The organism is Streptomyces sp. NBC_01334 (genome assembly GCF_035983595.1).
GTDB lineage: Bacteria > Actinomycetota > Actinomycetes > Streptomycetales > Streptomycetaceae > Streptomyces > Streptomyces coriariae.
Genome location: NZ_CP130718.1, coordinates 1,701,661 through 1,724,225, shown reverse-complemented (window position 1 = coordinate 1,724,225; position 22,565 = coordinate 1,701,661). Strand labels below are relative to the sequence as shown.

16 protein-coding genes are annotated in these 22,565 nt (G+C 71.2%); 9 read left to right on the top strand and 7 right to left on the bottom strand.

Features of this window, described 5'->3' with window-relative positions; genetic code table 11:
- The first annotated feature begins 35 nt into the window (after window positions 1-35).
- From OG736_RS07760 to OG736_RS07740, 5 genes are all read left to right on the top strand, one after another.
- On the top strand, window positions 36-1,007 hold the full coding sequence (locus OG736_RS07760; protein ID WP_327181792.1) for an NADPH:quinone oxidoreductase family protein: 972 nt from the start codon (window positions 36-38) through the stop codon (window positions 1,005-1,007).
- Window positions 1,004-2,188 (top strand): acyl-CoA dehydrogenase family protein, encoded by a 1,185-nt coding sequence (locus OG736_RS07755; RefSeq protein WP_267023614.1) that lies wholly within the window; start codon window positions 1,004-1,006, stop codon window positions 2,186-2,188. Before OG736_RS07760 ends, OG736_RS07755 begins: the two co-directional genes overlap by 4 nt.
- Window positions 2,185-3,267, top strand: a complete 1,083-nt coding sequence (locus OG736_RS07750) for an acyl-CoA dehydrogenase family protein (RefSeq protein ID WP_327181791.1) — start codon at window positions 2,185-2,187, stop codon at window positions 3,265-3,267. The genes OG736_RS07755 and OG736_RS07750 overlap by 4 nt, the downstream gene beginning before the upstream one ends.
- 169 nt (window positions 3,268-3,436) lie before the next feature.
- Window positions 3,437-4,297, top strand: a complete 861-nt coding sequence (locus OG736_RS07745; RefSeq protein ID WP_327181790.1) for a phosphatidylinositol-specific phospholipase C/glycerophosphodiester phosphodiesterase family protein — start codon at window positions 3,437-3,439, stop codon at window positions 4,295-4,297.
- A 117-nt stretch (window positions 4,298-4,414) separates the two neighbouring features.
- Window positions 4,415-4,609, top strand: coding sequence for a hypothetical protein (locus OG736_RS07740; RefSeq protein ID WP_327181789.1), 195 nt, complete (start codon window positions 4,415-4,417; stop codon window positions 4,607-4,609).
- A gap of 32 nt (window positions 4,610-4,641) precedes the next feature.
- On the opposite strand, the gene OG736_RS07735 is transcribed toward OG736_RS07740, so the two are convergent.
- Window positions 4,642-5,871, bottom strand: a complete 1,230-nt coding sequence (locus tag OG736_RS07735; RefSeq protein WP_327181788.1) for a phosphodiester glycosidase family protein — start codon at window positions 5,869-5,871, stop codon at window positions 4,642-4,644.
- Between the two features lie 968 nt (window positions 5,872-6,839).
- Here OG736_RS07735 and OG736_RS07730 point away from each other — a divergent pair.
- From OG736_RS07730 to OG736_RS07720, 3 genes are all read left to right on the top strand, one after another.
- The gene (locus OG736_RS07730; protein ID WP_327181787.1) at window positions 6,840-10,577 is read left to right on the top strand and encodes a LamG domain-containing protein; all 3,738 of its coding nucleotides are present in this window, start codon (window positions 6,840-6,842) and stop codon (window positions 10,575-10,577) included.
- 122 nt (window positions 10,578-10,699) lie between these two features.
- The gene (locus tag OG736_RS07725; RefSeq protein ID WP_327181786.1) at window positions 10,700-17,206 is read left to right on the top strand and encodes an RHS repeat-associated core domain-containing protein; all 6,507 of its coding nucleotides are present in this window, start codon (window positions 10,700-10,702) and stop codon (window positions 17,204-17,206) included.
- A gap of 8 nt (window positions 17,207-17,214) precedes the next feature.
- Window positions 17,215-17,691, top strand: coding sequence for a hypothetical protein (locus OG736_RS07720; RefSeq protein WP_327181785.1), 477 nt, complete (start codon window positions 17,215-17,217; stop codon window positions 17,689-17,691).
- 264 nt (window positions 17,692-17,955) lie between these two features.
- On the opposite strand, the gene OG736_RS07715 is transcribed toward OG736_RS07720, so the two are convergent.
- Window positions 17,956-18,405, bottom strand: coding sequence for a carboxymuconolactone decarboxylase family protein (locus tag OG736_RS07715; protein ID WP_327181784.1), 450 nt, complete (start codon window positions 18,403-18,405; stop codon window positions 17,956-17,958).
- A gap of 352 nt (window positions 18,406-18,757) precedes the next feature.
- Here OG736_RS07715 and OG736_RS07710 point away from each other — a divergent pair, with 352 nt between their 5' ends.
- Window positions 18,758-19,252, top strand: a complete 495-nt coding sequence (locus OG736_RS07710) for a hypothetical protein (protein ID WP_327181783.1) — start codon at window positions 18,758-18,760, stop codon at window positions 19,250-19,252.
- A gap of 31 nt (window positions 19,253-19,283) precedes the next feature.
- Here the strand turns inward: OG736_RS07710 and OG736_RS07705 are convergent, their stop codons facing one another.
- From OG736_RS07705 to OG736_RS07685, 5 genes are all read right to left on the bottom strand, one after another.
- Window positions 19,284-19,643, bottom strand: coding sequence for a hypothetical protein (locus tag OG736_RS07705; RefSeq protein WP_327181782.1), 360 nt, complete (start codon window positions 19,641-19,643; stop codon window positions 19,284-19,286).
- A gap of 82 nt (window positions 19,644-19,725) precedes the next feature.
- Window positions 19,726-20,586, bottom strand: coding sequence for an energy-coupling factor ABC transporter ATP-binding protein (locus OG736_RS07700; protein ID WP_327181781.1), 861 nt, complete (start codon window positions 20,584-20,586; stop codon window positions 19,726-19,728).
- Entirely contained in the window at window positions 20,583-21,344 is a 762-nt protein-coding gene (gene cbiQ, locus OG736_RS07695) for a cobalt ECF transporter T component CbiQ (RefSeq protein ID WP_327181780.1), read from the bottom strand. The genes OG736_RS07700 and cbiQ overlap by 4 nt, the downstream gene beginning before the upstream one ends.
- A 6-nt stretch (window positions 21,345-21,350) precedes the next feature.
- Window positions 21,351-21,845, bottom strand: coding sequence for an energy-coupling factor ABC transporter substrate-binding protein (locus OG736_RS47250; protein WP_442817010.1), 495 nt, complete (start codon window positions 21,843-21,845; stop codon window positions 21,351-21,353).
- Entirely contained in the window at window positions 21,842-22,555 is a 714-nt protein-coding gene (locus OG736_RS07685; RefSeq protein WP_327187546.1) for an energy-coupling factor ABC transporter permease, read from the bottom strand. Before OG736_RS07685 ends, OG736_RS47250 begins: the two co-directional genes overlap by 4 nt.
- Window positions 22,556-22,565 lie beyond the last annotated feature (10 nt).

Genomic DNA, 22,565 nt, shown 5'->3' with positions numbered 1-22,565 from the left:
GCCGGTCGGACGACGCAGTCCCGTGGAGGCTCCGCATGCAGGCATGGCAGGTGCACGAGAACGGCGAGCCGAGCGAGGTGATGCGGCTCGAGGACGTGGAGCGGCCCACGCCCGGCGACGGCCAGGTCCTGCTCAGGGTGCGTGCCGCGAACATCAACTTCCCGGATGTGCTGATGGTCCGGGGGCACTACCAGGTGCGGCCCCCGCTGCCGTTCACGCCCGGCGTGGAGATCTGCGGCGAGACCGAGGACGGCCGCCGTGTGATCGCCAACCCGGCGCTGCCGTACGGCGGTTTCGCCGAGTACGCCGTCGCCGACGCGGCCGCCCTGCTGCCGGCGCCCGAGTCGCTGGACGACGCCGAGGCCGCCGCGCTGCACATCGGCTACCAGACGGGCTGGTTCGGTCTGCACCGCAGGGCGCACCTGGAGGCCGGCGAGACGCTGCTCGTCCACGCTGCCGCAGGAGGGGTCGGCAGCGCGGCCGTGCAGCTCGGGAAGGCGGCGGGCGCGAGGGTCATCGGCGTCGTGGGCGGCGCCGAGAAGGCCGCCGTGGCCCGGGAGCTGGGCTGCGACGTGGTGATCGATCGCCGGGCGCAGGACGTCGTCGGCGCCGTGAAGGAGGCCACCGGCGGCCGGGGCGCCGACGTGATCTACGACCCCGTCGGCGGCGAGGCCTACACCCAGTCCACGAAGGTCGTCGCCTTCGAGGGCCGGATCGTGGTCGTCGGCTTCGCGAGCGGGAGCATCCCGAGTCCCGCCCTGAACCACGCCCTCGTCAAGAACTACACGATCCTCGGCCTGCACTGGGGCCTGTACAACACCAAGAACCCGAAGCTGGTCCAGCACTGCCACGAGCAGCTCACCGACCTGGCCGCCCGGGGCGCGATCCGGCCGCTGGTGAGTGAGCGCGTACCGCTCGACGGGGCCGCGGCCGCCGTGCAGCGGGTCGGCGACGGCGTCACCACCGGCCGGGTCGCCGTCGTACCGCAGAACGGAGCCACCGCATGACCGACGCAGCCGAACTGAAGCGCCGCACAGCGGAGTTGCTGGCCGCGCACCCGCCCGCCGACACCGGTACGACGGACTTCCTCAAGGCACGCTTCGACGCGGGACTCGCCTGGGTGCACTTCCCCGAGGGCCTCGGCGGACTGGGCGCGCCCCGCTCCCTCCAGGCCGTCGTGGACGCCGAGCTGGCGGCCGCGGGCGCCCCCGACAACGACCCGCGGCGCATCGGCATCGGCCTCGGCATGGCCGCGCCGACGATCCTGCGCTACGGCACCGAGGAGCAGAAGCAGCGGTTCCTGCGTCCCCTGTGGGTGGGTGAGGAGGTCTGGTGCCAGCTGTTCAGCGAGCCCGGCGCCGGCTCCGACCTGGCCGCGCTCGGCACCCGCGCCGTCCGTGAGGACGGGGGAGGGTGGGTCGTGAACGGGCAGAAGGTGTGGACGTCCAGCGCCCATGTCGCCCGCTGGGCCATCCTCATCGCCCGCACCGACCCGGACGTGCCCAAGCACGCGGGCATCACCTACTTCCTCTGTGACATGACGGACCCGGGTGTCGAGGTCCGGCCGCTGCGCCAGATCACCGGCGAGGCCGAGTTCAACGAGGTGTTCCTGACCGACGTCCGCATCCCCGACTCCCGCCGCCTCGGCGAGGTCGGCGACGGCTGGCGGGTCGCGCAGACCACGCTGAACAACGAACGCGTCGCCATCGGCGGCATGCGGCTGCCCCGCGAGGGCGGCATGATCGGCCCGGTCTCGAAGACCTGGCGCGAGCGGCCCGAACTGCGCACCCACGACCTGCACCAGCGGCTGCTGAAGCTCTGGGTCGAGGCCGAGGCCGCCCGCCTCACCGGTGAACGCCTGCGCCAGCAGCTCGTCGCCGGCCAGCCCGGCTACGAGGGCTCCGGCATGAAGCTCGCGTTCGCCCGGCTCAACCAGGAGATCAGCGGTCTGGAGGTCGAACTCCTCGGCGCGGAGGGCCTGTTGTACGACGACTGGACCATGCGCCGCCCGGAGCTGGTGGACTTCACCGGCCGGGAGGCCGGATACCGCTACCTCCGCTCCAAGGGCAACAGCATCGAGGGCGGGACCAGCGAGGTCCTGCTGAACATCGTCGCCGAACGCGTCCTGGGCCTGCCGTCCGAGCCGCGCACCGACAAGGACGTCGCCTGGAAGGACCTGGCCCGATGAGCGCACAGCCCGATCTCCTCTACTCCGAGGAGGAAGAGGCGCTGCGCGCCGCCGTCCGCGACCTGCTCGCCGACCACTGCGACGCGCCCGGGGTCATCGCGCGTACGGAGTCGGACGCGCCGCACGACCTCGCGGCCTGGAAGGCGCTCTCCGACGGCATGGGTCTCGCCGGCCTACTGGTGCCCGAGGCGCTGGGCGGTCAGGGCGCCGGCCATCGTGAAGTCGCCGTGGTGCTGGAGGAGTTGGGGCGCTCCGTCGCCCCTGTGCCGTACCTGACCAGTGCCGTCGTCGCCACCGAGGCGCTGCTGGCCCTCGGGGACGAGGAGCTGCTCGGCCGGCTGGCGTCCGGGCGGACGGTCGGCGTGCTGGCGGTCGGCCTGCACACCGCACCGGGCGCCGCCGTCCAGGCCGTACACGTCGAAGGAGGCCTCCTCCGGGGCGAGTTGTCCAAGATCGCGGACGCGGCCGTCGCCGACGTGCTGCTCGTTCCGGCGGACGACGGCGGTCTGTACGCGGTGGACGCGGCCGCCGCGACCGTCACCCCGCAGGTGTCCCTCGACCTCACCCGCCCGCTCGCGACGGTCACCCTCAGCGGTGCCCCCGGCCGCCGTCTCGGCGACGCCGAACCAGCCGTCCGCCGTGGCCTGCGGGCCGGTGCTGGGCTGCTCGCCTCGGAGCAACTCGGTCTGGCGGACTGGGCGTTGACCGAGACCGTGCGCTATCTGAAGGAGCGCAAGCAGTTCAACCGGCCCGTCGGCGGCTTCCAGGCGATCAAGCACCGGCTGGCCCAGCTCTGGCTGGAGGTCGTCAACCTCCGGGCTGTCGCCCGGGGCGCGGCCGACGCGCTGGCGAGCGGTGAGGACGTCGACATCGCGGTGGCCGTCGCCCAGGCCTACGCGGCGGGGGTCGCCGTGCACGCCGCCGAGGAGGCGCTCCAGCTGCACGCGGGCATCGGCATGACGTGGGAGCACCCGATCCACCTGTACCTCAAGCGGGCCAAGGCCGACTCGATCGCCTACGGCAGCGCGGGCGCCCACCGGGCCGCCGTGGCCGAACTCGTCGATCTGCGGGCCCCCTGACCGTCACCCGATGAAGCCCGCCCCACCTGGGGCGGGCTTTTCCGTGCCGTCGGCCCGAAGGAGTGAACGGGCGACGGCGGTCCGGCCAACTCCTCGCACGTACGGGTTCGTTGTCACTCCCGCAGCCTCATACTCCCTGTGGCCCGACCGCCCCACAGGGAGGAACGACATGGCTCTCGTCACCCGCCGCAGAGTGCTCACCGGCCTCGGCGCCACCGTCGCCGCGGTGCTCGCCCCGCCCGCAGGCAGCGCGTTCGCCGACGGCCAGAAGCGCGGCCCCCGCCCGCTGTGGCGTGCCCACGCCCACAACGACTACGAGCATCCCCGCCCGCTGCTCGACGCCCTCGACCACCGTTTCGGCAGCGTCGAGGCCGACATCTTCCTCGTCGACGGCGAACTCCTCGTCGCCCACTCGGCGGACCAGCTCGACCCCACCCGCACCCTGGAGTCGCTCTACCTCGCCCCGCTCGCAGCCCGCGCGCGGGCCAACCGCGGATCGGTGTACCGGGGTTACCGGCAGCCCATCCAACTGCTCATCGACATCAAGACCGAGGGTTCCTCGACGTATCTCGAACTCGACCGGCAACTGGCGCGCCACAAGGGCCTGTTCACCACCTACGCGCACGGCCGCGTCCACCCCGGACCGGTGACCGCCGTCATCTCCGGTGACCGCGCGGCCCGTACGCCCATGGAGGCCCAGAGTGTCCGCCGGGCCTTCTACGACGGCCGACTCGTCGACCTCGGCGCCTCCGAGTCCTCGTTCGCCTCGCTGATCAGCGACAACTGGACGCTCAACTTCACCTGGCTCGGCGTCGGGGCGTTCCCCGAGGCGGAACGGCAGAAGCTGCGGGGCATCGTCGGCGCGGCCCACGCGCGCGGGCAGCGGGTGCGGTTCTGGGCCACGCCCGATCTCGCGGGCCCCGCCCGGGACGCGCTGTGGGCCGAACTCCTCGCCGCCGGCGTCGACTACCTCAACACGGACGACCTGCCGGGCCTGGAGGCGTTCCTCGACGCCCACCGGGCGGCGTAGCGGCCCTCGCCTGACACCACTCGTTCGGCGGACAGGTCAGCCGCACGGACGAACCCTCCGTTAGGCCACACTTGCCGCCGAACGCCGTGAAAGCGGACGTGTCCGAGGAGGTTGACGGTGGCCATTTCGATTTCCGCGGTGCTGTTGCTGCTGGTCCTGGCGGTGATCTTCATGCGCAACGGCGGACTGAAGGTCTCGCACGCGCTGGTCTGCCTGCTGCTCGGGTTCCTTCTGGCCGGCACCGACGTCGCCCCCACCATCCACAGCGGCCTCACGGCGACGGCCGACATCGTCGGCAGTCTTCGGCCGTGAGGCCGCTGCGGGTTCACCCATGACCTGGGCGACTACTTGGTGAAGACCCCGATGCCGTTCGCCACGGGGCGCTCGTACCCGTCGGACGGGTGGTTGCGGACCGTCACCTTGGTCGAGCCCGCGGGACGGGCCACCAGGGTCGACGAGCCGCCGCCGTCCAGGCTGAAGCCCTCGGTCGCGCCGAGGCTCTTCAGGGCGCCTGCGACCTCGGCGATCGTCAGCCCCTTGCGGTACGCGGTGGCACCGTCCAGCGCGAACAGGTACACCCGCTTCCCGCCGTTGCCGATGCCCACGGCCGTACGCACCGCCGAGACCGACGTGTCCAGCCCGGACAGCGGCTTGGCGGCCGACAGGACCGGGTAGCCGCCCACGGCGAAGCTGTACGCGGACCTCGACGCGGCCGTCAGCCCGTAGCGCACCGCCACCGCCTGGCCCTTGACGAGCTTCTTCAGGCGCGCCGCGCCCGCCTCCCGCCCGACGAGGACCGTGGTGCCGGCCGTGATGGTGCCGCTGCCGGGTGCGGTCGACGTCGACACCACCCGGCCCTTCTTCACGGTCACCTCGTAGGTGCTGGTGCTGCACGCCGCGGCCCGTTCGGTGTCCGTGCCGCAGGTGGCCCGCTTGCGCGAGACGCTGCCCCAGTCCGAGGTGTACGCGCCGATGGAGTTCTCGGCCAGCGCGTACTGGTTGACGCCGCCCAGCGGCAGCCGCCGCCCGAGGACGCTGACCGTCCCGTTGAGGGACAGACTGTCCACCCGGGCCTTGCCGTCGGTGCCCACACCGACCACGGCCCTGGTGTTCGTGCCCGGCGGCAGCGCCGGTCCGAACCGCTGCCCGTTCGGGACCGCGCCCTTGAGCGCCTTCCCGTTCGCGACCGCCGGACCCACGCTCGCCCCGGTCGCCGCGACGCCCGGGTGCTGCGTCTCGCTGATGTTGAAGAAGTCCCCGTTGATACCGGCGACGGCCTTCTGGCTGTTCGCCAGCGAGGAGATCGCCGAGCGGGACGCGACCGCCCCCGGGTACAACAGCCCGAGGCTCACGTGGGTGTTGTCGAGATCGACGCTGAGCACATGCACATGCGTCGTCCCGGCGGCCGCCGCCAGGTCGTACTGTCGGTACGCCACGCCCGCCGCCACGGTGGTCCAGGTCGCGGCGCCGGCCGGAGCCGCCCCCGCGAGCGCCGCCCCGGCCATGGTGCCGAGCGCGACGATCAGCGTCACCGACTTTCTGCGCACCCCGAACCGCTTCTGATGTCGTGTCACAGACCCCCCTGGGTAGTTTGGGCCGCAACTTTCTCATGACCTGCGGGAACTCCCGCCAGGGGGATGGGCGGCAAGACCACGAGAACGGGTGAGGAATCGCACGATTCCGGGTGCCTGCACCGCCGTTCGGCAGCGCCTCCCGAGGCCTTGTGCTACTCCGTCGCCCGAGCGGTCGTCCTCGGGGCGGCGCAACAGCGCACGGACACCGTGCGGGTCGGACCCCACCGCTGGTCGGCGGTGCCGAGGAGCCGCCAACCGAGCCGTTCGTGGAAGGACACCGGGCGAGGTCGGTGGCCACCACGTCCAGGACCGGGTGCGCACCCCGGGCACGTGCCGCCCCGACCGCCCGTGCCAGGAGGGCCGCGCCGACGCCGTGGCCGCGGACCTCGGGAGGGACGTACGGCCGGCTGATCACCGCGGGCGCCGCCCGGCCGTCCCACAGGCCCGCCGCCACGTCCTGCCTCCCGGCAGCGCACAGGCCGACGGGCCCCGTGTGTGCCGGATGAAAGTTGATCATCTTAAATATGAACGTCCGCCCTTGAAAAGATGTCTCACGGGTTAAATGGAAAAGCCGCCCCCTCTCTTTCGCCGAAACAACCGGCGCCACCGTTCCCGGTCTTTGCCGGAATGGGATTGAACTTCACCGGTGCGGCCTGTCCGGCACTCGAACGGAGGTGCCGGTTCCTCTCTCGATGTGACGTGACGAAATGCTTCGTCCGATTCGGTGCGTATGGCAGGAGAGGGGGATATTCGGATGTGTCTTGCACGCTTCCTTCCACCCAATGGTCAGTCAATTTTTCCGCAGAAATAGTCAGTTGACGACCCGTCCGGGTCACGCTTTCCTTTGCTGAGTTTTCTTCGGCGCCGCCGTCACGAGTCCCGACCGGGTCTTTCGTGCGCGCGGGCCGACGGGCCAGGGAATGGCGGGGTGGGGCATACCGATGGGCAGCACACGACACAGACCGAGAATGCGCACGACGGTGGCGGGGGCACTGTCGGGATTGCTGCTCGGCGGACTTCCCGTCCTGCCGCTGGCTCCCGCCGCCGCGGCGCCGAGCCAGGACGCCTCCGCAGCGTCTGCGGCAACGCAGGCGTCCGCGCAGGCGGTGGCCACCGGGAAGCCGGTCGAAGTGGTCTCCGAGCGCACCGAGTACTCGACCACGTACGCCAATCCGGACGGCGCCACCTTCAACCTCAAGCAGTCGGTCGTCCCCGTCCGGGTGGCACAGCCCGGTGGCGCCTGGGCGGCGCCCGACGCCACCCTGACCCGTCGTGAAGACCACCGGATCGCCCCGAAGGCGGCTGTCGCCGGTGTGTCGTTCTCCGGCGGCGGCGACGGCAAGGACCTGGTGAGCATCACCGAGGACGGCCACACCCTGGCGGTCGGCTGGCCCGGTTCGCTGCCCGCTCCCACGCTGGACGGCGACTCGGCCGTCTACGCGAACGTCCTGCCGGACGTGGACCTGCGGATGACGGCGACCACCGAGGGCTATCGCGAAGTTCTCGTCGCCAAGACGGCTCAGGCCGCCGCGAACCCGGCACTGACCGCGCTGCACCTGCCGGTGCGGGCCGACGGTCTGGTGCTGAGGGAGGGCGCGGGCCAGTCCTTGCAGGCGGTGGACGACAACGGCGCCACCGTCTTCCGGGCCCCGACGGCCCGCCAGTGGGACTCCGCGGGCCATGACGGCGCCACCGACCCCGCCACTCGGGCCGAGCCCTCGGGCTCCTCCTCGGCCAGGACCGCCTCGGCGAAGTCCACGAACGCCGCGTCCGCCGTGGCCGCGGCCGGCGACACCCGGGCGGCCGGATCCGCGGCCGAGGGCGACGAGTCGGGTGTCACCGACCCGGCCGAGGGCCCCGGTGACGGCGCCACCGCCGTTCCGCTGGACATCTCGGTCACCCAGAGCGCCATCACCGTCGTCCCCGACGCCGGTCAGCTCAAGGACGAGGACACCGTCTACCCGCTCTACATCGACCCGGACGTCTCCTGGTCGGAGTCCGAGCGCACGGTGCTCTCCTCCGACGGCGACGCCTTCTACAACTTCACCGGCGGCGACGAGGGCAAGGGGGTGGGCCTGTGCTCGATCTACTACACCGGCGGCTTCGGCTACCCCTGCACCACCGGAACCCCGTACAAGCAGCGCATGTACTTCGAGTTCTCGCCGTCCGCGCTGAAGGGCAAGAGGGTGCTCGACGCCACCTTCCGGGTGACCGAGCGCTGGTCGATGTCCTGCACGGCCACCGTGGTGCAGCTGGTGCGCACCGGTGACATCTCCTCCTCCACCCGCTGGCCCGGTCCCACCGCCAACTGGGACATCATGGGCGACCGCACGGTGTCCGCGGGCCGCGGCTCCAACTGCGACCCGAGCCAGCCGGCGAAGCCGATCGAGTTCAACGACGACCCCAGCCAGTCGTACGAGAACCTGACCAAGACCGTGCAGTCCTTCGCGGCCGGTGACATGTCCCGGCTGACACTGATGCTCAAGGCCGGCGACGAGGGCGACCCCAACGGCTGGAAGCGTTTCGACGACGACGCCGTCCTGGACGTCGACTACGTCGGTGTCCCGGCGCCGCCGACCAGCCCCGGCGTCCTGTCCGGCAGCGGCACCACCTGCGAGACCGGCGAGACGGACCCGGCGATCATCTCCGACCCGACGCCCGACTTCCTCGCCAACGTCCAGACGGAGTCCGGCGGGGAGAGCGGCGCCACCCTGCGTGCCCACTTCGTGGTGCAGAGGAAGAACACCGACGGCAGCTGGACCACGGTCACCGAACCCATCCGTCCGTCCAGCGGCTTCGTCACCGACAACGCCAAGGTCCAGGTGACCTCGCCGCTGACCTTCACGGACGGGGCCCTGGCCCGGATGTCGGCCTGGACCCGGTCCTACTGGAGCGGGGACGACCACGCGATCGAGTCGACCCACAGCTCGGTGACGACCAAGGGCTGGTGCTACTTCAAGGTCGACACCACCGCGCCGAAGGCACCCACCGTCACCACCGACGGGACGTACAGCCTGTGCACGGCCAACGCCTGTGCCGCCGGCGGCGGACCGGGCCAGGGCGGGAACTTCTACTTCAAGCCCGCCACGGGTGACACCAACATCGCCGGCTACGAGTACCGGCTGCCGACCTGGCCCACCTGGCACTCCGTCACGGGCTCCGCGCCGACGAGGCTGATCACGCCGGAGCTGCCCGGCACGCAGATCCTCCAGGTCCGTGCCAAGGACAACGTCGGCTCCGGGCGCCCCGGCGCGACCACCAGTTTCCTGTTCAAGGTCGCGGAGGGCGAAGGAGCCTCCGGACGCTGGCACTTCGACGACGCGGCGCCCGGCTCCGGAGTGGTCACGGCGGCCGACTCCGCCACCACGGCCGGCACCCGCCATCCCCTGACCTTCCACACCGCCGGCGCGGGCTTCTCGAGCCTGGCCCGCCGGGGCGACCAGGACCGGTCCTTCTGGCTGGACTCCTCCGTGGCCGCCAACCAGACCGCCTGGGCCGACACCGCGTCACCGGCGATCAACACGCAGGCCTCCTTCTCCGTCTCGACCTGGGCCTACCTGACGGAAGGCACCGACTACCACTGCGTCGCCTCCCAGCAGAACTCCGACAACACCGGCTGGTCGCTGTACTACTCCTCGGGCATCCAGCGCTGGGTGTTCCTGTGGTCCTGGTACGAGAACGGCGTGCGGAAGTACATCGGCGCCAACGCCTCGGCCCAGGGCGTGCCCCTGAAGGCCTGGACGCACGTCGGCGGGGTCTACAACGCCACCGACCGAACCATCACCCTCTACGTCAACGGCCGCCCGCAGGGCGCCCCGGTGGCGTTGGGGACCTCGGGCAAGCCGACCACCAGCGACGGTGCCCTCCAGGTCGGGCGAGCGGGCTACAGCGGCGGGTTCAACAACTACTGGCGCGGGCGCATCGACGAGGTCGCGGTGTTCCAGCGGGCCCTGTCCGACAGGGAGATGGCCCAGGAGGCCGGTCTGATCGACCCGGACACCGGCAGCACCGCCGTGGAACTGGTCGGCGCGTGGAACCCGGACGGCGCCACCGGCAGCACCCTGGCCGACTCGGTCAGCGGCTACAGCCGGACCATGACCCTCAGCGGCGGCGCCACGCTCGACGGTGAGGCCGTCTCACTGGACGGCGTCGACGACGCGGTCACCGTACCCGGCCCGGTCGTGGACGACACCGGCTCCTTCACCGTCACCACCGAGGTGGAACTCGACGGTGCCGCCCTGGCGGGCAAGAGCGCCGGATACAGCGGACAGGTCGTCGGCCAGCGCACGGCCGACGGGTCCGCCTGGGGCCTGTGGTTCAACCAGACCGGTACCGAACAGGTCCCGCAGGACGACGGGACCCTCAAGGACGTACCCGTCGGGTACTGGCGCTTCGGACGTCTCGCGGCGGACGGCAAGACCTACACCGCCGTCAGCTCCGAAAGCACCGCCCTGACCGACGAACGCGTCCGGCTGACCGGCGCCTACAACGCCCAGGACGGGACGATCAGCCTGTATCTCGACGCCACACCCAACGACGTGCCGACCGCCTTCACCGCGGTCGCCGGAAACGGGGACTTCTCCGCCGGCCGGGCCTACGTCAACAAGGCGTGGGGCAACTACCTGCCCGAGAAGATCAGCGATCTGCGGATCTGGGTCGGGGCGCCTGCCAACGACATGCAGGTGGAGAACATGATCGGCGGTTGACCGCCGTCGGGGCCCGGCCGCGAGGGCCGGGCCCCCGCCAACCGCCGGGCCGGGCCGCGCCGCGCCGCGACCCGGCCCTCCGGTGTCCGGCGGACTCCACGTCCGGCGGATCCGGCGTCCTCATGCAACATCCGTGCACGAACGCCAAGGGGTGGGACCACACCATGCTCTTCCGTCCGCGAAGACGACGGAACGGCCGCCCGGCCACCGTCAGCCGCACACTTCGCCTGACCGTCGGCTCGCTCGTTCTCGCTCTGAGCGTGCCGATCGGCCTGGCCCCGGTCGCCCAGGCGGCCGACGCGCTCGGCAGGCCCGGCACACCGAAGACCCGCAACGCCGAGATGATCCCCGCCGATCCCGCCACGGCGAAGGCGGCTCGGGACCGTCTGGCCAAGGCCCAGGCGGAGAACCGCGCGCAGGGTGCCAAGGCCCTGGCCGCACAGCACGCCACCTGGCCCGCCGCCGGCCGAGCCGAACTCGTCCGCGGCAAGCGCGCCGAGGTGGGCGGTCTGCCCGTCACCCTCACCGCGCCCGCGGCGCGGTCGGTGACGTCCGCGACTGCGGCGACCGTGCGGGTACTGGGCCGCAAGGAGGCAACCGCCGCCGGAATCAAGGGCATTCTGCTGTCGGTGACCACAGGGCAAGCCGGTACCAACGGACTTGACGTGGACTACTCGTCGTTCGCCTCGGCCTACGGCGGCGACTGGGCGGGCCGACTGCGCCTGGTGCGCCTGCCCGAGTGCGCGCTGACCACGCCGGAGAAGGCGTCCTGCCGCGTCGAGACACCGCTGGCCGGAACGCACAACGACGTGAGCGCGCAGACCGTGTCCGCGCAGGTGCCGATGTCGGCCCGCGCGGCGGCGGCACCGGCCACCGCCGTGGTGGCGCTCGCCGCGGCCGCCGGCGAGTCGGCGTCCGGGGCGGGCGCCTACACCGCCACCCCGCTGAGCGCGTCGTCGTCCTGGCAGGCCGGCGGCTCCTCGGGCTCCTTCACCTGGTCGTACCCCATGACCCCGCCCGCGCCGGCGGCCGGCCCCACCCCGTCGGTCACGCTGTCCTACGATTCCGGTTCCATCGACGGCCGGACCGCCAACACCAACAACCAGGGCAGCGCCGTCGGTGAGGGATTCGACCTGTCGTCCTCCTCGTACGTGGAGCGCTCGTACGGCTCCTGCGACGACGACGGCCAGGACGACAAGTACGACATGTGCTGGAAGTACGACAACGCCTCCCTCGTGCTCAACGGCAAGTCCACCACCCTGGTGAAGGACGACACCACCGGCACCTGGCGGCTGAAGGACGACGACGCCTCCGTCGTCACCCGCGGCACCGGCGCGGACAACGGCGACGACGACGGCGAGTACTGGACGGTGACCACCGGCAACGGCACCAAGTACGTCTTCGGCCAGAACAAGCTGGACGGCGCGGGCACCGAGCGCACCAACTCCACCTGGACCGTGCCCGTCTTCGGCGACGACTCCGGTGAGCCGGGCTACAGCAAGGGCACCGCGTTCGCCGACCGCGCGCTGACGCAGGCGTGGCGGTGGAACCTCGACTACGTGGAGGACCTGCACGGCAACGCGATGTCGTACTGGTACACCGCCGAGACCAACTCCTATGCCAAGAACAAGGCGGACACCGCCACCGCCACCTACACCCGCGGCGGCTACCTGACCAAGATCCTCTACGGTCAGCGCAAGGACGCCCTGTTCTCCGGCACCGCCTCGCACAAGGTGACCTTCGACTACAGCGAGCGCTGCACCGCCTCGGACTGCTCGGACCTGAAGGAATCCACGGCCGACAACTGGCCCGACGTACCCTTCGACTCCCTCTGCAAGAGCGGCGACGACTGCGACGCCGAGAGCCCGTCCTTCTTCACCCGCAAGCGGCTGACGGGGGTCGACTCCTTCTCCTGGGACGCGGCCGGCAACACGTACGACGCCGTGGACTCCTGGGATCTCGCCCAGCACTTCTTCGACGGCGGCGACCTGGGGGACACCTCCGACCAGGTGCTGGTGCTCGACTCGATCAAGCACACCGGCAAGGCCGGCACCGCGATCGCTCTGCCGCCGGTGACGTTCACCTACGACAAGCGGCCCAACCGGGTCGACGGCACCGACGACATCGTGCCGCTCTACCGGCCCCGCGTCCGCACCCTCATCTCGGAGACCGGCGCGGTGACCACCGTGACCCTCTCGGACCCGGAGTGCGTGCGCGGCCACACCCCTGACGAGGACGACGACCACACCTCGTGCTACCCGGTGTACTGGCACATCAACGGCGCCGAGGAAGCCGGCCTCGACTGGTTCCACAAGTACCGCGTCCTCGCGGTGACCAGCACCGACCCCACCGGCAAGAACGCCACGACCGAGACCGACTACACCTACGCCGACCCCGCCTGGCACTACGACGAGAACCCGCTGACCCCGCAGGCCGAGCGGACCTGGTCGCAGTGGCGCGGCTACGGCAAGGTCACCACCGTCAAGGGCACGGACGCCACCAAGTCCAAGACGGTCACCGTCTACATGCAGGGCATGGACGGCGACCGGGTACAGGGCTCGGACGGCAAGCCGGACCCCACCGCCCGCAAGGACGTCAGCGTGAAGGCGCTCGCCGTCCCCGGGCTGACCGTCGCGGACCAGACCGACAGTGAGCAGTACACCGGCTTCACCCGGCAGCAGGTGACCTACGACGGCAGCCAGGCCGTCTCGGTGACCGTCAACGAACCCTGGTCCAAGAAGACCGCCACCCAGCACGCGTCCTACGCCGACACCGAGGCGTACTTCGTCCGCACGGGCGGGACCGCCACGTCGACGTACCTGACGGTCAAGGACGCCTGGCGCACGCACACGACCTCCACCACCTTCGACTCCTACGGCATGAAGGCCACCGAGGAGGACGCCGGCGACGCCGCCAGGAGCGGCGACGAGATCTGCACCCGCACCTGGTACGCCCGCAACACCGCCAAGGGCATCTCCGACCTCGTCTCCCGCAGCCGCACCGTCGGCCGCACCTGCGCCACCGGCGAGGACCAGCTCAACCTGCCCGCCAAGGTCGCCGACCGCGGAGACGTGCTCTCCGACCAGGCCACCGTCTTCGACAACACCGCCGCCACCGCCTGGACCGCGAGCCAGACGCCGACCCTGGGCGACGCCTCCTGGACCGGACGGGCAGCCGCCTATCCGGCCACCTCCAGCGGAGGGGAGCGCGGCCCCACCACCTGGCAGACCACGGCCAAGACCGTCCACGACACCCTGGGCCGCCCCACCACCGTCACCGACGCCGCCGGCAACTCCACCACCACGGCCTACACGCCGGCCGCCGGCGGTCCGCTGACCATGGCCATCACGACCAACACGGCCACGCAGAAGACGTTCACCTACTACGAGCCGGCGCGCGGCAACGTCGTCCGCTCGTTCGACATCAACAACAAGCAGACCCAGTACACCTACGACGCCCTCGGCCGGGTCACGGCCGTGTGGCTGCCCAACCGCACCAGCGACCTGCCCGCCAGCTACGTCTACGGGTACAGCGTCAGCAACACCGCCGCGTCCTGGACCTCGACCGGGGCCATCAAGGCGGACGGCGACACCTACGAGACGGTCTTCTCCCTCTACGACGCCCAACTGCGGCCGATCCAGACGCAGAAGCGCAGCGTCGAGGGCGGCCGGATCCTGACCGACACCCGCTACGACAGCCGCGGCCTGGCCTACGAGACCTACGCGGACGTCTACGACAGCAAGAACCCGCCCTCGGGCACCTACAGCCGCGCCGAGTACGGCGGCACCGCCAAGCAGACCTCGGTCACCTTCGACGGGGCCGAGCGCCCGAGGACCAGCACCTTCTACACCTACGGCGTGCAGCGCTGGTCCACGACCACCAGCTACACGGGCGACTCCACCGCCACCTCGGGCGTGGAGGGCGCTTCGGCGAAGCGCACGATCACCGACGCGCTCGGCCGCGCGGTCGAGACCCGCCAGTACGCCTCCCCGTCCCCCGACGACGCGGCCTACGGCGGTGGCACCGGCACCCTCTACACCTCGACGAAGTTCGCGTACACCCTGGACGACAAGCAGGCGAAGGTCACCGGACCGGACAACAGCTCCTGGACCTGGATCTACGACCTGTTCGGCCGTCAGGTGAAGAGCACCGACCCGGACAAGGGCACCGAGACCACCGGCTACGACAGCCGGGACCTGCCGGCGTGGACCAAGGACGGCGCCGGCCGGGTGGTCATCACCGCCTACGACAAGCTGCGCCGCCCCACCGCCACCTACAAGGCGGCGGCCGACGCCGACCTGACCTCCACCACCGAGGAGCAGATCCCGGCCAACCAGCTCACCGCCCTCGCCTACGACGCCACCGGCTACAAGGGCCAGCTGGCCTCGTCGACCCGGTACAGCAACGGCGCCACCGACACCGCCCACGCCTACACGCGCAAGGTCACCAGCTACGACAGCCTTTACCACGCGTTGGACTCCACGCTGACACTGCCCGCCGACGATCCGTTGGTGAGCTCCGGTGCCGTACCGTCCGCGACGCTGTCCTTCAGCGCCCACTACGACCTCACCGGCGCCCAGGACCAGGACGTCCAGCCCGCGGTCGCCGGACTGCCCAAGGAGATCATCGACACCGGCTACAACGACTACGGACTTCCCACCACCCTCAGCGGCACCCAGAGCTACGTCCTCGCGAGCGACTTCACCGCCACGGACAAGGTCCAGCAGCTGACCCTCGGGGTCTCCGACGCCGCGGGCGTCAAGAAGGCCTACCTGACCAACACCTGGGACGAGGGCACGGACCGTCTGACCCAGTCCGTGGTCACCGACGACACCCACGCCTGGCAGCTCCAGCAGCTCAACTACGCGTACGACCAGGCGGGCAACGTCACCTCGCTCACCGACCCCACCACCCTGGGCGGGGCGAGCACTGCCGACAACCAGTGCTTCACCTACGACGGTTACCAGCGTCTGACCGAGGCCTGGACGCCGAAGGCGGCGGACTGCGCCGCGTCCGGCCGCACCGCCGCGGGCCTCGGCGGTCCCGCCCCCTACTGGAACGGCTACACCTACAACAGCGCCGGGCAGCGCGCCACCGAGACCAACCACAGCACCTCCGGCAGCACCACCTCACGCACCTACTGCTACAACAACACCGCCCAGCCGCACACCCTGACCGTCACTCCCTCCGGGACCGCCACGGGTGCTTGTACCGGGGTCACCGCCGCCTACGGCTACGACGCCGCCGGTGACACCACCACGCGCCCCGACGGAACCGCGACCCAGTCCTTGACCTGGGACAGCGAGGGCCGGCTCGGCAGCCTGAAGGAGACGGCAGGCTCCGCCACCAGCACGACCGGATACGTCTACGACACCGACGGCAGCCTCCTCGTCCGCCGCAACACCGGCGGGGAGACCGTCCTCTACCTCGGTGCCACCGAGGTCCACTACAACGCCACGACCGGCAAGAAGTGGGCCCAGCGCACCTACTCCCTCGGCGGCACCGCGGTGGCGGTGCGCACCAACCAGAGCGGCACCTCCGCCCTCACCTGGCTCGCCGCCGACCGGCACAACACCGCGAGCCTCGCTCTCGCCGCCGGCGACCAGGCCATCACCAAGCGCTACACCACCCCCTTCGGCGCCGACCGGGGCACCGCGGTGACCACCTGGCCCGACGACAAGAAGTTCCTCGGCAAGCCCGCCGACCCCGCCACCGGCCTCACCCACGTCGGTGCCCGCGAATACGACCCGCTGCTCGGCCAGTTCCTCAGCGTCGACCCGCTGCTGGACACCTCCGACGCCCAGTCGTTGAACGGATACGCCTACGCCGACAACAGCCCGCTGTTGGGCTGGGACCCGACGGGCGAGGACAACTGGTGGGCCGACCCCACCATGAACAAGCCGGTGGAGAAGGGCGGGACGCCCATCAGCCAGGACCTCGCCAACGAGCAGGGGTTCGGCTCCCTGTGCAACCCGAACAACTGCTCCGGCTTCGACCCGAAGAAGATGCCGGCCGGCGGCCCGGCCTACGAGTACCCCCCGGTCCAGGCCGAGGACGCCAACCGTCCGGGGTGGGGCACCCTGAAGACGGACGCGCACGACAAGAGCGTGTTCTTCCTGGCCGGCTCCATGGCCCTGTCCTATGTCGCGATGAGAGGGTGGCAGCGCGGCTTCAACCTCATGGAGCACTGGATGGAGAACGGCGGCGAGACGGCCGAGGTGAACGTCGCGGACATGATGGCCAGCCTCTCCTACATGCGGAAGCAGGTCGGTCAGCAGATCAAGCTCGGCCATTTCGACAGCGGTTGGCATGGCAGCAGCGTCGCCAGGGGGCGTGAGCACGGAATGAACAAGGGTGCCGACGCCGACGACTACTACTTCGCACTCAACGGGTACCAGTACCGGGTGCGCGGGGACACGGTCATGAAGAGGGGCCAGGTCACGGGCACCGTCACCGTGGATGTCTACAAGCGGTACAACTGGGGGAACATCGGAGGCGGCAAGCCTCGGGGCGACCTCGGTGTGGGGCCCTTCAAGCCGCTGCGGCAGAACGACATGGCTCGTCTGAACTCGGTCGGGCTGGCTCGTGACTTCGATGTCGTCGGTCACCAGACGTTCAACATCGGCTAGGAGAAATCGTGTTCCACCGCCTGACCCGGATGCCGGCGTTGTTCGTGGGTGTGCTGCTGGTCGGGGGTCTTGCCGCCTGTGATCCGGACGGCCTGAACTCCGCCGAGCACGCCGGGCCGTTCCCGTACGAGTCTCCGTCGGACGCCGCCGACGTCAGTCTCGACCAGGCCCTGTCCGACTACGGTGTCCGCCTGCCCAAGGGGGCCGAGGACATCACTTACGGTGCCCTCAAGGCGTTGGACGGATACCCGTTCAATGTCCAGTTCTCCATGCCGTGCGACGGTGTTCCGGCGTTCGTCCAGGACAACCGGCTCACCTCCGCCGGGAAGAAGACCCCCGACGAAGTGCTGACGGACGTCATGGACGCGGGGTTCACGCCGGATGCCGGCCCCGCCTACCTCCGGGCGAAGGGAACGAAGCTGCCCAAGGTCGTTGGGGCAGTCTTCGAACGGTCGGGGACGTGCAGGATGTTCCTCGGTGCTTGAGCCCGTCGGAAGCCTGTCGCGTCACCGGCGCCCACCCCCGGCCGGGTGGGTGACGGCCTGACGAAGGGCACTCGCCGAAGCACGGCCGGAAGCCGGTACCTCCCCACGAGGGGGGTGCCGGCTTCCGGCCTGGGAGGAGCCGGAGGCTGGGAGCTGTCGGCGGACACGCCGCGGGCGGACGGGGTGACGGTGCTGACCGGTGTCGGGGCGCGCGGCCCCGCACCGAGGCGTGGGCCCTCCGGTGCCGACGGGGGCGGCGGGTCGCTAGTGGACCGGGTGCTTGCTCAGGATGGACACCCGGTTGAAGGCGTTCATGGTGACCGCCACCCAGATCACCGCCGAGATCTGGTCCTCGGTGAGAACCTCCAGGGCGTCGGCGTACGCGGCCTCCTGCGCGGCGGCGTCGGACGGCACGGTGGTCGCCTCGGCCAGCGCCAGGGCGGCGCGCTCCGGGGGGCTGAAGAGGTCGGTGTCCCGCCAGGCCGCGAGGACACCCAGCCGCCTGGTGTCCTCGCCCGCGCGCAGAGCGGCCCTGGTGTGCACGTCGAGGCAGAACGCGCAGCCGTTGAGCTGCGAGACGCGCAGATTGATCAGTTCCACGACGGTGCGCTCCAGGCCGGCGTCGGAGGCGGTCGCCCGCACGGCCTCGGACGTCTGGACCAGCGCGTGGTAGGCCTTGGGGCTCTGCTTGTCTATGAAGATCCGTCGAGTCATAGTTGAATATCAAACCATTCAGGCGTGGGAACCGCAGGACCGAGGGGTGCCCACGGTGAGCAGGGCCGAGGCGCCCACCCCGCGAGACGTCCCGCCGGGCGGCCCCCGGCGACGACCGTACGACGGACTCCGCGGCGGCATGCGCGCGGCCTCGTCGAAGCGGTGGCCGCAGCGTCCCCCGGCACGGCGGACTGGATGCGGGCCGTGCCGGCCCTCGCGCGCTATCGGACGGACACCAGCCGGTACGGCGACGCCCTCAAGCTGTGCCGGGATATCCGACGGCACATCTCCGACGGGACGGACCTACTCCACCGCTTTCGTGCATCTGCGTATCTCGGAACCACTCGTTTCCATGGCCTTGTTCGACGATGCCCAGGAACACCTCAACGAGGCTCGACGCGGATTCGACAACTGTAGGAACAGGGCCAGCGGGGACCAGCAGGCACAGTTGGGCAGCGCGACCCTCGCGGCCGCGCGCGGGGACATCGCCAAGGCGCGCGGGCTGATCGAGACGGTGCTCGAGGAAGCCCGGGCGAAGAACTGCTGGCGCGGCGAACTGCTCGCTCTCGGATTCCTGCTCGCGCTCGAGTCGCGGGCCCTGCGGGTCGGCCGGGTTCTTCAGCATTCCTGGCAGATTCTGCGCACCCTCCGACGAGGTGAACTCGCGCGCAACGGCACCATTCTCGTGCTCACCCGCATTCCGCTGCTGCTGCCGGTCGCCGTGCGTCGTATGTCCCGTCCCCGGGTGCGGCTGCGCCGCCTGCGTCGGTCACGGGATCCGCGGCCGCGGCTCGATCACTGCCCGTGTCCCCTGCACGACCGAAGCGCCGTCGCGCGGAGCGGGTGAACGCGGTCGAAGGCCGTTTCCCGCCCGGGTCCTACCCATCGGCAGGGGCGAGGCCGAAGACGCGGGTCACGCAGGTGTCGAGGAGGGCTCCGAACTGCCGGGTGGAGGTCAGGGCCGGGGTGGGGAACACGCCCGCGTCGTCGATGCTCGCGACGTAGTCGATGTCGGCCCACCCGCCGCGGTGGAGGACGACGAGCAGTTCGGCCTCGTGCGGGCCGCGGACATGGATGCCGATCGAGTCGGGATCCGTCACCTCGGCCCTGTCGGTCTCGAGCCGCTGTGGCCAGGGGGCTGCCGCGTCGCGCCAGGTCACAGGACCGACCGTCAGACCATGGGCCCGCCATGCGGTCCGGCGGTCCGTGACTGCGGCAACGGCTTCGTCGAGATCCATGATCCGCTCCATGCCGGCGATCATCGTCCATCCGGTTCCCGTGCGTCGGCTGTCGGCGGCAGGCGGACACCGTCGCGGGGTGTCAGCCTTCGGCGGGGATAGTGGGAGCGGGCGTCGCGGCCAGCGCGGCCAGCTCCTCCGCGGTGCGCGGGCCGGTCGAGGAGTCGGTCAACAGGCCCTGGACGCGCAGGAGCCGGGCGGCGGCGACGCCCCAGGGCAGCCGTAGGCCCGCCTGTTGGAGGAGGTCCGTGCGGGCGAGCGTCGTGGCGGCGGGTCCGGTGCGCGCGCCGGACGGGGTGAGCAGGGTCGCGTCGTCGGCCCAGCGCAGGGCCAGGTCGACGTCGTGGGTGGCCATGACCACGGTCGTGCCGGACTCGCGCAGTCGGCCGAGGATCGCGAGCAGCCGTTCCTGGCCGTCGGGGTCGAGCCCGGCGGTCGGTTCGTCGAGGATCAGCACCCGGGGCCGCATCGCGACGGCGCCGGCGATCGCGGTGCGCTTGCGCTGGCCGTAGGAGAGCAGATGGGTGGGCCGGTCGGCCAGGGCGGTGATGTCCAGGGCCGCGAGCGCCTCCTCGATCCGGGCCCTCACCTCGGTGTCGGGCAGGCCGAGGTTCAGCGGTCCGAACGACACGTCCTGGGCGACGGACGCGGCGAACAGCTGGTCGTCCGGGTCCTGGACCACCAGCTGCACGGTCGTACGCAGCCGGGTCAGGCCCTTGCGGTCGTACGTCACCGGGCGCCCCTCGACCCACAACTCGCCCTCGCCCGGCCGCAGTCCACCGCTCAGCAGTCGCATCAGCGTGGTCTTGCCGCTGCCGTTGCGGCCCAGCAGGGCGAGCGCGCGCCCCGCGTGGACCTCGAAGTCCAGGCCGCTGAGCACGGCCGGGCCGTCCTCGTAGGCGAAGGAGGCACCCCGCAGGGCGACCAGTGCGGGCTCGCTCATGACAGCGGCCTTTCCAGTACGGATTGCAGGACGAAGGTGAGGGCGACCAGGGCCGCGAGGAGCGCGACGCCGGCGGCCGTGAAGCGGACGGAGACCCGGGCCTCGGGCACCAGGACGCGCAGGGTGCCGTCGTAGCCGCGCCCGGCCAGCCCGTCCTGGAGGCGCGCAGCCCGGTCGAAGGCACGGACGAACGCGGTGGCGCCGAGCCCGGCCAGCGAACGCCACTCCGCGGCCCGGGTGGTGTGCCCGAGCCGGGCCGCCTGCGCTTCCCGGATCCGGCGCAGGGAGTCGAGCAGCAGGAAGCTCATGCGGTAGGTCACCAGGGCGACATCCACGACGGGCGCGGGCACCCCGGCCCTGACCAGGCGGGGCAGCAGGTCGGACATCGGGGTGGTGAACGCGAGGAGGAGGACACCGAGGGAGGCCGCCGAGGTACGCAGCAGCAGCTCCCCGGCGCGCACCGGACCGCCGTCGGCCAGGTCCACGAACCGGTCCGGGCCGCCGACCTGCACGAGCAGGGTGAGCGCCCCGGTCACGCAGAAGCCCAGCGGTACCCGGTAGGCGCGCCACAGCCTCCGGCCCGGCACCCCCGCGGGCCCCAGCAGGATGACGAGCGCCGTCACCAGGACCAGGGCCGCGCCGGGCCAGGGCGGCAGGGAGATGGCGAGCACGGTGAGACCCAGTCCCAGCACGGCCTTGTCCACGGGATGGCGGTGGCGCCAGCGACTGCTGTGCGCCGCCGCGTCGATCGGCAGCACGCGGGCTCAGGTCCGATCGGGGGCGGACGCTTCGGAGACGCTCCCGGAGGGGTGGGATCTCGCGGTGGTCTCGGCGACCTCCGTGGCCTCGGTGTTCTCGGTCTTCCTGGTGTTCTCGGCGCTCTGCGAGGTCGTCGCTGTCGTCGAGGCCTGCGCCGTCGTCGAGGTCGTCGAGGTCGTGGTGTCCCGGTCTGCCAGGGCCCGGAGTTCGCCCTGCCGCCGTCCCCGGTGCAGGCCGAAGTAGTAGGCGAGGACCCCCGCGCCGAGGGCCGCCTGGAGGGCGAACAGCGCCGACTCGATCTCGCCGGACGGCGGCTCGTACAGGGGCGAGAACCAGGGTTCGTAGTCCGGCTGGATCTCGGTGATCGCCGTCTCCGCCTCCGCGTCGGCGCCCGTGAACGGCTCCTCCTTGTGGTCGCCGAGCCCGAGGGCCAGCGGCAGGACGGCCAGCGCGGCCACCACGAACAGCAGCAGGGCGTTGATCTTCGCGTTACGGCTCACCGGGCCACCGCCTCGGTCCCGGCCTCGGCGCCCGCCTTGGTCCGGCCGCCGGTCACGAGCACGCCCAGCCTTGTCAGTTCACCCTTGCTGGACTGGGTCAGCAGCCGCATCACGAACACCGTGAGGAGCCCCTCGCTGACCGCGAGCGGGATCTGGGTGACGGCGAAGATGGAGCCGAACTTGCCGAGCGCGCCCGGGAATCCGCTGCTCGGGTCCGGGAAGGCGAGCGCCAGCTGCACGCTGGTGACGCAGTAGGTGGACAGGTCGGCCACGAACGCGCCGAAGAACACCGTGACCATCAGCGGCACGTCGAACCGCCGCAGCAGCCGGTAGACCGCGTAACCGGCCCAGGGCCCGACGACGGCCATCGAGAAGACGTTGGCGCCGAGCGTCGTCAGGCCGCCGTGGGCGAGCAACAGGGCCTGGAAGAGCAGGGTGATGGTGCCCAGCACCGCCATGATCGGCGGTCGGAACAGGATGGCGCCGAGCCCCGTGCCGGTGGGGTGTGAGCAACTCCCGGTCACCGAAGGCAGTTTCAGCGCGGACAGGACGAAGGTGAAGGCTCCGGAGGCGCCGAGGAGCAGGGTGCTCTCGGGGTGCTCCTTGACCTCACGGGTGAGTGACCGTACTCCGTGGACGACGAATGGCGCGGATGCGACGCCCCAGGCGATCGCGTGCGCCGGAGGCAGAAAACCCTCGGCTATGTGCATGGCTGAGCAG